A 14645-nucleotide genomic window follows, 5' to 3' on the forward strand; every position below is an offset into this window, starting at 1 on the left:
TTCTTGGAAAAAATCCAAGAAGTCTTTTATTATCTATTTTTTCTCAAATATTCATGAATAGCCTTTGCAGCATTTCTACCTTCACTAATTGCCCAGACAACAAGTGATTGCCCTCGTCTCACATCTCCTGCAGCAAAATATTTTTCTTGAGAAGTTTGGTGGTCGATTACATTTGCACTAACATTTCCACGCCCATCTAATTCAACTTTTGAATTTTCCAAAAGCCCTTCAAAGTATGGATGTAAAAATCCGATTGCTAAAAAGACAAAATCAACTTTCATTATTTCTTCAGAACCTTCAATTTCTCTAAATCCAAGTCTTCCATCTTCATTTACAAAACTTTCAACTTTTGCAATTTTTACTCCACATAAATTTCCATTTTCATCTTTTATAAATTCTTTTGTTGTAACATTCCATTCTCTTGGGTCATTTCCATAAACTTCTGTTGCTTCCTTATGAGAAGTCGAAGTTTTTAGATACATTGGAAATTGTGGCCAAGGATTTTTTGATGTACGAGTTTCAGATGGCTTATTTAAAATTTCAATTTGTTTTACACTTGCAGCACCTTGTCTTACAGATGTTCCAACACAGTCAGAACCAGTATCTCCACCACCGATTACAAGTACATTTTTACCTTTCACATCAATTTCTTCGTTATACAAAGGAATATTGTTTACTTTTCTATTTTGCTGAGTCAAAAAGTCCATTGCAAAATAAACGCCTTTTGCTTCTCTTCCTTTAATATTTAAATCTCTAGCTTGTTTTGAACCACAAGCCATAAGAATTATATCAAACTCTTTTTCTAATTTTTCGTTAGAAATATCTTTTCCAGCTTCAGTGTTGTAAATAAACTTAACACCTTCTTCTTCCATAAGTTTTACTCTTCTGTCAATTATTTTCTTGTCAAGCTTAAAATCAGGAATTCCAAGTGCAAGTAATCCTCCAGCTCTTTCACTTTTTTCGTAAACTGTCACATTGTACCCAAATCTATTTAAAGTTTGAGCGGCAGCAAGTCCAGATGGCCCACTTCCAATTACTGCAATTTTTTTGTCAAATCTTTTTTTCGGAGTTTTTGGTTTTACCCAGCCATTCTCCCATCCTTTTTCAATAAGGGCAAGTTCAATATTTTTAGTAGTTACAGGCTTATCATTTTTTCCTAAAGTACAACTTCCTTCACAAAGTGCTGGACAAATTCGCCCAGTAAATTCTGGAAATGGATTTGTTGACAAAAGCAAGTCCAGAGCCTTTTTCCATTCTCCATTATAGACTAGATCCTGCCATTCAGGACAGTGGTTATCTACAGGACAGGCCCAGTGGCAAAAAGGAACTCCGCAGTCCATACATCTAGCCGCTTGTGTTTTTATATATTCATCGTTTAAAGGGACATCAATTTCATTAAAATCTTTAATTCTGTCAGAAATTTCCCTAATTTTTTTTTCTTCTCTATGTATTTCTAAAAATCCACCTAGTTTTCCCATTTTTAAGCCTCACCTCTCTCAAATATTTCTTTAAATTCAGGTGCAATAACAACTTTAAAGTTTTGTTTTTCAACTTCCCAATTGTTTAAAATTTCCTTTGCAACGACACTTCCTGTATAATTAAAGTGCTTTTCCACATAAGTTTTTATTTCATTTTCGTAAACTTCATTAAGTTCGTCAAAATTGACCATTTCTTTATTCAAATTTTTCTCAAAATTGTTGTTTTTATCATAAACATAAGCAATTCCACCGCTCATACCAGCGGCAAAGTTTTTACCAGTTTCTCCTAAAATAACAGCACGTCCACCAGTCATGTATTCACAACCGTGATCTCCAACACCTTCTACAACAGCAATTGCTCCAGAGTTTCTAACACAGAATCTTTCTCCAACAACTCCGTTTAAATAAGCTTCTCCTCTGATTGCACCGTATAAAATGGCATTTCCTCCAATTATATTTTCATCTGCTTCGTATTTAGAAACTTCGGGTTTTTTAATAATAATTTTTGCTCCAAACAGTCCTTTTCCGATGTAATCGTTTGATTGTCCAGTCAAGTTATAAGTTATACCTTTTGCTCCAAACACCCCAAAACTTTGTCCACCAATTCCTTCTAAGTTTAACGTAATTGTGTCATCTTCAAGAGTGTATCCACCAAATGTTCTAGCAACTTCTCCACTTAACATAGCTCCAAAACTTCTGTCAAAGTTTTCAATTTTTTCATTAATTACAGTTTTTTGAACATTATTTTTATCGCTTTCAAAAGTTGCTTTAGCAAGCTTAATTAATTTTCTGTCAATTATATTTTCCATTTTAAAGTCTTGATTTTGAGTTTTTACATTTGGACTGTCGCTATTTTTGTCAGTATAAAGGATTTTTCCTAAGTTTACATTTTTAACTTTTTCCAAGTTTGAAACTTTGTTAACTTCTAAAAATTCATCAGCTTTTCCAATTAATTCATCAAGTTTTGTAACTCCAAGTTCAGCCATAATTTCTCTTGCTTCTTGTGAGATAAATCTAAAGTATCTGATAATATTTTCATATTGTCCAGTAAATTTCTTACGAAGTTCTTCAGACTGAGTTGCAACTCCAACTGGACACATATTTGTGTGGCATTTTCTCATCATAATACATCCCAAAATTACAAGTGGCATTGTCGCAAATCCAAATTCTTCAGCTCCTAAAATCGCTCCAATTACTAAATCTCTACCAGTTTTTAATTTTCCATCAACTTGAAGAGTAACTCTGCTTCTCAATTTGTGTTCCTTTAAAATTTGGTGAGCTTCAGAAAGTCCTAATTCCCAAGGAAGTCCAGCATGTTTAATTGAAGATAGCGGTGATGCTCCAGTTCCTCCGTCATGTCCAGAGATTAAGATCATTTCAGATTTTGCTTTAGCAACTCCAGAGGCAACGACTCCAACTCCAGCTTCAGACACCAATTTAACACTAATTCTAGCTTTTTCATTTACATTTTTCAAGTCAAAAATTAGTTGTGCCAAATCTTCAATTGAATAAATATCGTGGTGTGGTGGCGGTGAAATCAAGCTAATTCCAGGCGTTGTATGACGAGTAGCTCCAATTTCTTTATTAACTTTAAATCCAGGCAGCTGTCCACCTTCTCCAGGTTTTGCCCCTTGAGCCATCTTAATTTGTAACTCATCGGCATTTACCAAGTAATCAGTTGTAACTCCAAATCTTCCAGATGCAATTTGCTTTGTAGCACTTCTTCTGTTATCTAAAAATCTTTCAGGATTTTCTCCACCTTCCCCGCAGTTAGAACGACCACCAATTGTATTTAAAGCTCTTGCAATCGCTTCATGAGCTTCCTTTGAAATTGACCCAAACGACATTGCTCCAGTAACAAATCGTTTCATAATTGCTTCAACTGGCTCAACTTTGTCAATTGAAACAGGTTTTCTGTCAGAATGGAATTTTAACATTCCTCTTATTGTAAGCAAATGCTGACTTTGGTCGTTTACAATTTTTGCAAATTCCTTATAAGTGTTGTAATCATCTCTATTTGCGGCATCTTGAACTTTTGCAATCGCATCAGGAGTAAGAATTCTATTTGTTCCTTCTTTCATCCAAGAATATTCTCCATCCACATAAAGTGTTTCAGTACCAAGATTTATCGAGTCAATTGCATCATCAAAGTTATTTAGCACTTCATCTTCCAATGTTTTAATTGTAAGTCCTTCGATTCTTGAAACAGTTCCTGTGAAATATTTTTTAACTAACTCAGTTGATAATCCAACAGCTTCAAAAATTTGTGCTCCTCTGTAACTGTCAACAGTTGAAATTCCCATTTTTGACATAGTTTTCAAGATTGATTTTTTCTGAGCTTTCAAATAGTTGTATTGCAAATCTTTTATTTCAGATTCATCGGCATTCAAATAAAGTTTATTTTTTACCATATATTCAATTGAATCAAGTGCCAAGTAAGGATTAATCGCAGTTGCACCGTATCCAATCAGCAATGCAAAATGCATAATTTCCCTAGCTTCCCCAGTTTCCACTAAAATATCAATTTCATTTCGTTTTTTATTTCTAATTAAATAGTGATGAAGTCCAGCAACAGCAAGTAAAGCTGGAATTGCCACATTTTCAGTATCAGCGTTTCTGTCAGATAAAATAATTGATTTTATGCCGCTATCAATCGCATCTTCAGCAAGCTTAAATATTTTATCCAGTCTTTCTTCCAAATTTTCAGTTGGCTTGAAAGTTATATCTAAAATAACAGGTTTTTTGCCATCTCTTTCATAATTTTTCAAAAATTCCATAGTCTTGTTGTCCATAATTGGTGAATCCAAAACTACAGTTTCTCCAGCTTCAGGAACTTCTTCTAAAATATTTGCTTTTCTGTAAAGCTGAGTTCTAAGCGACATAACAAAATTTTCTCTAATTGAGTCAATTGGAGGGTTTGTTACTTGTGCGAATAATTGTTTAAAGTAGCTGTAAAGCAATTTTGGCTTTTTGGAAAAAATAGAAAGTGCTGCGTCATTTCCCATTGAACCAAGCGGTTCTTTTCCAGTTATAGCCATTCTTGAAATCAAGATGTGCAAATCTTCCCTTGAATAGCTAAATAATTTTAATTTGTTGTAAATGTCATCTAAATCGCTAGTTTTGTTATAGTTAAAATTAGCTTCCTTCATCAAATCATTTACATTTTTCTTATCTTTAATCAATTTTTTGAAATCTGTTCCATTTAAAACTTTTTCGTTAACTTCGTCATCGTTATACAATTTTTTCTCTTCCAGATCAATTACAAAAACTTTTCCAGGTTTAACTCTTCCACTTTGGACAATATTTTCAGGTTTAATTGGCAAAGTTCCAACTTCAGAGCCAACTAACATCTGATTGTCATCAGTCAAAATATATCTAAGCGGTCTAAGCCCATTTCTATCAAGTTTTGCAACCAAATATCTAGCGTCAGTCATAATCATGGCCGCAGGTCCATCCCAAGGTTCCATTAATCCTGAATAATAGTCATAAAACGCTTTTAAATCTTCAGATTTAGTATGATCCTTTTCCCAAGCCGCAGGAACTAAAATTGAAATCGCTTCCATCAAAGTTTTTCCAGAAAATACAAGAAGTTCAATAACGGCATCAAGATTAGCTGAATCCGACCACTCTTCATCATTTACAGGAAATAATTCTTTTATATCTTCATAATTAGGCGAAGATAGTGCAATTTCTCTGGCTTTCATCCAGTTTACATTCCCTTTTACCGTATTAATTTCCCCGTTATGTGCCAAAAATCTGAACGGATGTGCAAGTTTCCATGCTGGAAAAGTGTTTGTACTAAATCTTTGGTGAACTAAGCAATATGAACTTACAAGTTTTTTTGATTGCAAGTCGATATAGAAATTTTCAATTTGGTCAGGTTTTACTAGACCTTTATAAATTATTGATTTTGAAGATAATTTTGTTATATAAAATTTATCTTCAGTGTCGCAGTTTGCTTTTTTTACAGCATTTTCAATTTTTCTTCTCAAAATATAAAGATTTTTTTCAAAATCATCTTTTGATGAATTTACTCTTTTTATGAAAAGCTGCCAGATAGACGGCATTGTAGATTGTGCCTGAACTCCTACGGCATCCTTTTTAATTGGAACTTCTCTCCAAGTTAGGATTTCATCTTTTGAGTTTTTCACAGTTTCTTCGATAATTGCCTTTATTTTTTCAAATTCTTCTTTTACAGTTGGGAAAAATATGTTTCCAACCCCATAATCTCCAAATTCAGGAAGATTAGGAATAATTTCAGCAAAAAATTCGTGCGGCACTTCAAACAAAAGCCCAGCTCCATCTCCAGTATCTGAGTCATATCCTTCCGCTCCACGATGTTCTAATCCAGCTAGAATTCTTATTCCGTCTTTTACGATTTGATTAGTTTTCTTGTTGTCAATGTTTGCGATAAATCCCATACCGCAGTTGTCTTTTTCAAAATACGGCTCATAAAGTGAATTTCTTGAAAGCTCGTATTTTTTTAGTTTTACATTTTGAATGTTGTTATCCAAAGTCTGTCCCTCCAATGTTTTAGATTTTATCTAAAATATTTTAAAAAAAATATTTTAGCCTTGTATAGATGAACCAATTATACATTTCGCAAAATCATTTTGCAAATATAAAAAAAAATTTGATTTCCAAAGTAATAATTTTTTATGAATAGTAAAAAATATGATAAATAGTGGCTTTAAAAAGATATTTGAAAAACAAAATATTGTCAAAATTTTCATTTGACTTATAATTTTACACATTGTATAATAAGCTTATGAATAGTTTTGAAAGAGTTTTAGAAAAGTGTATTTTACACATCTTATATTGTTTTTACACATTTTCAATCTTACAAAAAATGAAAATCTTAGAAATTAGGAAAGAGGTAAATTTATGGAAAATGCTATGAAAAGTTTTGGAGAGAATGTCTTTAGGGACAGCAATCTTAAAAAAAGAGTTTCTAAAGAAGTTTTCAAAGAATTTAAAGCATCACAACTTGGTAAAACAGAATTATCGAAGGAAACTGCAGAAGTAATTGCAAATGCTATAAAAGACTGGGCAACTAAAAGAGGAGCAACTCACTACTGTCACTGGTTTCAACCACTAACAGACTTGACAGCTGAAAAGCACGACTCATTTTTGGAACCAACTGAAAGTGAAGAATTAATTTACAAATTTTCAGGAAGCAATTTGATAAAAGGTGAGCCTGATGCTTCATCATTTCCAAATGGAGGTCTTCGTAGCACATTTGAAGCAAGAGGGTACACAATTTGGGATACAAGTTCATATCCTTTCATAAGAGAAAATAAAAATGGAGTTACATTATACATTCCAACTGCATTTATTTCATTTACAGGTGAAGCTCTGGATAAAAAAGTTCCTTTGCTAAGAACAATGAAATATATAAGTGAACAATCACTAAGAGTTTTAAGAACATTGGGAAATACAACTTCAAAACATGTATTTAACACACTTGGGGTTGAGCAGGAATATTTCTTGGTTAAAAAAGAATTGTTTGAAGCAAGAGACGATTTACTTCTTACTGGAAGAACATTATTTGGAGCACCAGCACCAAAAGGTCAGGAATTAAACGACCATTACTTTGGAAAAATTAAAGATAAAGTTATAAACTTTATGAGTGATGTCGACGTAGAACTTTGGAAATTAGGAATTCCATCAAAAACTAGACATAACGAAGTTGCACCAAACCAATTTGAAGTTGCACCATTATTTTCAGTTGCAAACTTGGCTTCAGACCAAAACCAGATTATAATGGAAACAATTGAAAAAACTGCGTTAAAGCATGACTTAGTGGCATTACTTCACGAAAAACCCTTTGACGGCGTAAACGGTTCAGGAAAGCATAACAACTGGTCGCTTGGAACTGATGACGGAAAAAACTTATTTAGTCCAGGAAAAGACCCTAAAACAAATACAAGCTTTTTAATTTTTGTATCTGCTGTAATTGAAGCTGTAGATAGATATTATCCGATGTTGAGATACTCGACTGCAACTGCTACAAATGATCACAGATTAGGAGGACACGAAGCACCTCCAGCAATTATTTCAATCTTTTTAGGCGACGAATTGACAACAATTTTAGATAACATCGCTAACAAAAAAGACACACCTGTGTCAGAAGCTTCAGAAGTAAACTTATCAGTTGATGTACTACCGACATTCAGCATGGATGCAGGGGATAGAAACAGAACTTCACCTTTTGCCTTCACAGGAAACAAATTTGAATTTAGAATGCCAGGTTCAAGCTCAACTCCAGCAACAACAGCGGCAGTAATTAATGCAGCAGTTGGAAAAGTATTGTCAGAATACGCTGATAAACTTGAAAAAGCGACAGAAAAAACTTTGCCTAGAATAACAAACGAAATTATTGCAAGCGCTTATAAAAAACATCACAGAATTATCTTTAATGGCAATGGATATAGCGAAGAATGGGTTAAAGAAGCTAAAAAAAGAGGACTTACAAACGAAGTTTCAGCAAATACGGCACTTAGAAAAATGCTTGATCCCCAAATTTTAAAATTGGTAAATGAAATAGGAATGTTATCAGAACAAGAATCAGCAGCAAGATACAACGCCTATGCTGAAAGATATGTAAAACAGCTTAGCATCGAATCAAGAACATTCATTGAGATAGTAAACAAAAATATTTTTCCATCAGCATTAAAATTTGCAAATTTATTGGCAGATCACATTGAAAAAAATTCAAAATATGGAAAAGCCTTTATAAAAGAGCAGGAAGAATTGTTAAAAGAAGTTTTGGCAAATATAACAACATTAAGAAAAGAGACAAAATCGCTTGAAAAAGAGATTGCAAGAGTTAAGAATGAAGAAAACTTGGAAAAACAAACTGATTTAGCAAAAGAAAAATTGATAACTGGACTTGAAGCATTAAGAGTTCCTTGTGATAATTTAGAAAAAGTTATCGACAAAAGTTTATGGAAATTTCCAACATATACTGATTTATTGTTCAAATTATAACAAAAATTTAAGGGGAGAAAGATTTATCTCTCCTTATTTTTTTATCTTGATTTTATTTTTTCATAGTGTTATACTGTCTATATGTAAAAAATTTTTAATATATCGAAAGGAGAAAAAATGATATTTTTTACATCGCTGGGAAGTATTTTTCCTGTTATATTTATAATTGCATTAGGTTATGTGCTAAAAAAAAGACACTGGTTTCATCATACATTCAGTGAAAATGTATCAAAATTAATTATGAACGTGTCATTACCCGCTTCAATATTTGTCTCAGTATTCAAATATTTAAAATTAGAAGTTTTGGAAAATTTATCTAACAGACTTATTTTTACATTTTTATCAGTAATCATCGGTTATTTAGTTGCTTACTTGATGATAAAGGCGGTAAAGATGAGAGATGGTCGTCGTGGAGTATTTTATAATGCCGTCGTAAACGGTAACACAATTTTTATAGGAATGCCTTTAAATATTGCACTTTTTGGAGAACAAAGTCTACCGTATTATTTAATGTATTATATTACAAATACTATATCAATCTGGACTTTGGGGTACATTTTTTTGGAAAATGATCCTGCAGAAGTGGATTTGGAAAATAGGAAACGAAGTGGAATCAACTGGAAAAAGCTATTGTCTCCCGCACTTGTAGCATTTGTAATATCATTCATATTTTTGGCGTTAAAAGTAGAAATACCAAAGTCAATATTTAATACACTTGACTACGTTGGGGAAATAGTTACTCCACTCGCACTTCTATACATCGGAATTGTATTAGCTGACGCAGGACTTCACAGCATAAGATTTGACAAAGATACAATTTTAGCTCTACTTGGAAGGTTTGTAATCTCTTCAGTTGTAATGATAGTTTTAGTAAAGTTGGCACAGCATCATATAGACATAACTAGAAATGATTTAAATACATACGTAATTCAGTCAGCAACACCAGTATTTGCTGCACTTCCAATATTAACAAATGAAACAAAGGGTGATATTGGATACGCTACAAATGTCGTAACAACAAGTACAATTTTATTTATAATAATGGTACCTTTACTTATGACAATTTTAAAATTTTTATAAAATTAAAATAAATTTAGTAAAATAAAGGAATTCAAGTTTTTGGAATATAAAATTTGAATTTTTTTTATAAATTTAAGAAAAAATATAAAAATAAATATATTGACAAAAAATTAATACAAAGTATAATAAAGTCAAATTTTGTTTATGAAATCAAAGGAGGATTTATGAAAAAGAGAATAGTTGTATTAACTTTAATAATTTCAGCCATAGTAATGGCTTCCAATACGACTATTAATCAAAAAGGATTAATGGAATCAAATAAAAATCAAAAGAGTGACGAAAAAAATAAAAGCGAAGATAAAAAGCCACAAATGGGAGCACCTATGAATAAAAAAGTAATAACCGAAGATATGATAACAAATAAAACAGAAAATGATTACAACTTAAATTTTGATGCAAATAAAAATTATACGACGAAAACAGCAACTGTGAATGGAAAAACAATCACTTATCGTGCTTATGAAAATATAGTTTATGTTGCAAAACCAGTTGATATTGCGTATCAAACTATAAATATCTATATTCCAGAAGAATATTTTAAAAATAAATCAGTTGGAAAATATAATGCAAAAACTGCACCAATATTTTTCCCAAATACTGTTGGAGGATATATGCCTGGAGCCGCTGGAGTTCCTGGAAACGGGAGAGACGGAAATCCTGATGCTTCATTAGTTGCATTGTCAAATGGATATGTTGTGGCAAGTCCTGGAGCTAGAGGTAGAACTTTGGAAAAAGATGGAAAATATACAGGAAAGGCACCTGCTGTAATTGTAGATTTGAAGGCAGCTGTCAGATATTTGCGTTACAATGATGGTAAAATGCCAGGAAGAGCGGATAGAATTATTTCCAATGGTACAAGCGCTGGAGGAGCAGTTTCAGCTCTGTTAGGTGCAACTGGAAATAGCAAGGATTACGAGCCTTATTTAAAGGAAATTGGAGCATTGAAGGCTAGAGATGATATTTACGCCGTGTCAGCTTATTGCCCAATAACTAACTTAGAGAATGCGAATACAGCTTACGAATGGATGTTTAACGATGTGAAAACATATAAAAAAATTGATATTACAATGTTAGATTACAATGTTGAAAGAAAATACACTGAAGGTACATTGACTGATGATGAAATTTCACGTTCAAACGATTTGAAAAAAATGTTTCCTGATTATGTGAATAGTTTGAAATTGAAGGACAAAAATGGTAAACTTTTGACATTGGATAAAGATGGAAATGGAAGTTTTAAAAATCAGATTAAACAGTATTACATTGATTCAGCAAATGCGGCTTTGAAAAAAGGAACTAATTTATCGAAATTTGATTTTTTGACGATAAAAAATGGAAAAGTCGTAGATTTAGATTACGACAAATATATCGCCTATATGGGTAGACAAAAAACGCCTGGAGCCTTTGATAATGTGGATTTGTCAACAGGAGAAAACAATGAATTTGGAGATGAAACTACGAATAATAAGCATTTTACAGAATATATGCTGGAACATTCAACCGTAAATGGAACGATGGCTGATAAGAAAATTATAAAAATGATGAATCCGATGAATTATATTGCAAGTTCAAGAGTAAAATACTGGAGAATAAGACACGGAGCAATTGATAAGGATACTTCGCTTGCAATACCTGCGATACTTGCCATAAAATTGGAAAATCTTGAGAAAAAGGTTGATTTTGCATCGCCTTGGGCGACTCCGCATTCGGGAGACTATGATTTGACAGAACTATTCAAATGGATGGACAAAGTTGTAGCAGAAGGAAAATAAAAATCTAATTAGTACAATTTTAACAAGATAATAGTAAGAAATTATAGGTCGCTATTAGTGGGGGGGGGGGTATCTACAAAAAATTGTGCTAGTTTTTCTACAGAAAAAATTTTTAGAATCCTTGACAAATATAAGAAATTATGATACCATAACTATGTTATTTAAAAGTTTATGATGGGACTGTAGCTCAACTGGTCAGAGCAACCGACTCTTAATCGGTAGGTTGTGGGTTCGATCCCCACCAGTCCCACCATTTTAAGAATGATACAACAAGAGTTTTTTAAGCTCTTTTTTTATTATATTTAATTGACAATACATTAATAATATGATATAACAGTAACATTGATGACGCTGCCAACTTGAATATTCTCAAAATTAGAATTTATAAAAAAAGGAAGGATTGAAATGATTTTAAAAAATGATAAAACTGAAGTGAAATTAAATATTTGGAAAGAAGGACTTGTTGATGAAATTTTTTTTGACAACAATTCAACAGTAGAAAACTTGCCAAAACTAGAGAAATTATTAAACGTTCAAGAATGTGATTTTTTAAGCTTATTTCAAGGAAAGTTCGAAATTGTGATTGAAGGCAATATTATTGCAGTAATGAACGGAAAAGAAACAATAAAATATGACTTTAAGAAAAAATATGAATTTTTAGATAATTATGGAAATATTTTAAATAAATTAAACGATGAACAATTAAAATCAATAGAAACTGCAAAAGATATGCTTGAAAAAGCGATAACTTACATTTCAGAAGAAACAAAATGGATCGCTGACGCATTCAAATTTTTATCAATTTCATTAAAAATATTGAAAGAAAAAAATGACTATAGCAAACAAGAACTTATTAGTTATTTGAAAGAAAATAGATAATTTTAAAAAAATTTTTTTAAAGAGTCTAGTTTAATGAATTGATGTCGAAATTGAATATGAAATTTAATTAATGAAAAAGGATTGATTTTTGTATAAAGCAAGAGTTAATCCTTTTAATTCTTTTTTAGGTTGATTTGTACTAGAAGGCTGATTATTTTAGCTTTTTGTATTTAAATTAAAGCAAATGATTTTTGATGAAGGAGAATTGTGTTTATGAAAAAAGTTTTTAGGATGTTAGGATTAATTATTTTAATTGGAAATATTGGATTTGCAGAATATACAATTAAAGATGGTAAAGTTTATTGGGATGATGAGCTTGTAGTGAAATATGTAAATGGGGTAGTCAGTCAGTACAATAAATTTTTACCTGATGTGGAAAGTTTCAAAATATTAAAAGATGGGTATGCAAGAGATAAAGGAACGATTTATTATAATGGAGAAACGGTGAAAAAACAAAATGGAAATAATGAAGTAGATGTAAAAACATTTGAAATTTTGGAAAAGAATGTGGCAAGAGATAAAAATACGGTTTATATTAATGGAATTGATTATCCTAATGTAGATGCAAATACAGTAAAAATTGTCAAATCTAAAGATGATTTTATTAATTATGTGAAGGATAAAAACGGTATATATTTAATTGGAAGTCCTGATGTAGAAGTAAATCGTTATTATGATAAGGAAACTTTTGAAGATTTAGGAGATTTTTTTGCAAGAGATAAGAATTATATTTATTATTTTGAAAAGCCTTTAAAATTTATTGATAAAGCAAGTTTTAAAAAATTATCAGATAGCTATATATCTGATAAAAATGGGATTTATTATCTTGATAAGATAATTAAAGGAGCTGATAAAAATAGTTTTGAAATAATGGGACGGGGTTATGCAAAAGATAAAAACAATATTTATTACGAGGATAAAAAATTGTCAGGGGCAGATATTAACACATTTGAGGTGAAAGAGGATATTGTGAAAGATAAAAATAGTATTTATTCTAATGGAAAAAAATTAGAAGGAGTAGATATTCAAAGTTTTAGAAAATTAAATGAATATTATGCTATTGATAAAAATAATATATATTATAATTTAGTTTCAGATTCGGATATAAAAAGAATAAAAAATACTGATGGAAATTTTAAAATAATTGAAGAAAAACTTATAAAAAATAAAGATGGTGTGTATTATTTGGGTGAAAAAATAGAAAAAATTGATCCAAATAGTTTTAAAATTATAAGAAAAAATAATTTAAAAAAAGATAATTCATATTATGCAAAAGATAGTAAAAATGTGTATTATATTCAATTAGATCCATCATATATTTTAGATACAGATAATGCTTTAAAAAATGTTGTTAAAGTTTTGAAAGGTGCAAATCCTAACACATTCGAAGTGATAAATGATTATTACAGTAAAGATGATAAAAATATATTTTATATAAGTTGGATTGTTGAAAAAGAGCCTTTGATAAAGGGTGCTAATATAAAAACCTTCGAAGTGTTAAATAATGACTTTTCAAAAGATAAGGATAATGTATATTTTGGAACTGATAGAGAAGAAGATTTAGATTCAAAGAGTTTTAAAATTCTAAATTTAAATAGTCAAAATAGGAATGGCTATTATGTAAAAGATAAAAATGGAATTTATTTTTTAAGAACAGATGATGTAGCAACTTATTTTAATAAAATTACTGATAAAGGTGCATTTTTAAATGATTTCTATATCAAAGATAATGATTACGTATATTGCAATGAAGATGTATTGAATGAGGCGGATCCAAAGACATTTAAAGTGGTAAACCAGCATAGTTCACGAGCTGAGGATAAAAATCATAAGTATGAATACTGTAAGGTTGTGAAATAATAAAAAATAGAATTAGACAGAGTAAAATATTTAGGGGAAATAAAAACTTCTATTTTAAGTTTCTTATTCAATCCAGAAAGTTACTAAAATAATTTTTTTTTTAAAGCAGAAGTGCTCATCGCCGCACCCCTGCACCCCGGCTAGTCTTCGACATTTTTATGCACTGACAAAAAACTCGCACTAATCGTGCTCAAACAGTTTTGTCAGCACATAAAAATGCTCCGACGGTTCAAATTTTACTACCATACAAAAGTGTCGTGATTTTTTTGGAGTAAAGACGACTGTTTGAACGAAGTGAGTTTCGGCTTTGCTTCAAAAAAATGCTTAGACGAGCGTGGGGATTATAAGGGGAAATGGCGGTCCTTTCCCCTTATGTAAAAAAATAAAAAAATAATATTAAACAAAATAACATTTTGTAATCAAGAATAACTTAAAAAATTTAAAATTAAAAATCTGCCCCTAAAATTTTTAAACCATCAATAGAATTAAAATATATTGGAGAAAAATTAAAAATGAGGTATAATTCTAATGAAATATAAAAAATAAAGGAAAGTGAGCTGGTAGTCATGAAAAGAATTAAAATTTT

General features: G+C 30.9%; 7 protein-coding genes and 1 tRNA gene. 6 read left to right on the top strand and 2 right to left on the bottom strand.

Annotation, left to right across the window (positions count from 1 at the left end; genetic code table 11):
- Positions 1–29: 29 nt before the first annotated feature.
- Both AXF11_RS01820 and gltB read right to left on the bottom strand, forming a co-directional pair.
- Entirely contained in the window at positions 30–1478 is a 1449-nt protein-coding gene (locus tag AXF11_RS01820) for a glutamate synthase subunit beta (protein ID WP_068154397.1), read from the bottom strand.
- 2 nt (positions 1479–1480) lie between these two features.
- On the bottom strand, positions 1481–5992 hold the full coding sequence (gene gltB / locus AXF11_RS01825) for a glutamate synthase large subunit (protein WP_068154399.1): 4512 nt from the start codon (positions 5990–5992) through the stop codon (positions 1481–1483).
- A 370-nt stretch (positions 5993–6362) separates the two neighbouring features.
- On the opposite strand from gltB, the gene AXF11_RS01830 reads away from it, so the two are divergent.
- From AXF11_RS01830 to AXF11_RS01855, 6 genes are all read left to right on the top strand, one after another.
- Entirely contained in the window at positions 6363–8468 is a 2106-nt protein-coding gene (locus AXF11_RS01830; protein ID WP_068154402.1) for a glutamine synthetase III family protein, read from the top strand.
- 117 nt (positions 8469–8585) lie between these two features.
- Complete coding sequence (locus AXF11_RS01835; protein WP_068154404.1) at positions 8586–9548, top strand: AEC family transporter; 963 nt, start codon at positions 8586–8588, stop codon at positions 9546–9548.
- Positions 9549–9712: 164 nt separating this feature from the next.
- A complete protein-coding gene (locus AXF11_RS01840; RefSeq protein ID WP_068158143.1) occupies positions 9713–11320 on the top strand; it encodes a subtype B tannase in 1608 nt (535 codons plus the stop codon).
- Between the two features lie 176 nt (positions 11321–11496).
- Positions 11497–11573, top strand: a tRNA-Lys gene (locus tag AXF11_RS01845).
- Positions 11574–11725: 152 nt separating this feature from the next.
- Positions 11726–12199, top strand: a complete 474-nt coding sequence (locus AXF11_RS01850) for a hypothetical protein (RefSeq protein ID WP_068154406.1) — start codon at positions 11726–11728, stop codon at positions 12197–12199.
- A 213-nt stretch (positions 12200–12412) separates the two neighbouring features.
- Positions 12413–14059, top strand: a complete 1647-nt coding sequence (locus AXF11_RS01855) for a DKNYY domain-containing protein (RefSeq protein ID WP_068154408.1) — start codon at positions 12413–12415, stop codon at positions 14057–14059.
- Positions 14060–14645 lie beyond the last annotated feature (586 nt).

The organism is Leptotrichia sp. oral taxon 847 (assembly GCF_001553645.1).
Classification (GTDB): Bacteria; Fusobacteriota; Fusobacteriia; order Fusobacteriales; family Leptotrichiaceae; genus Leptotrichia.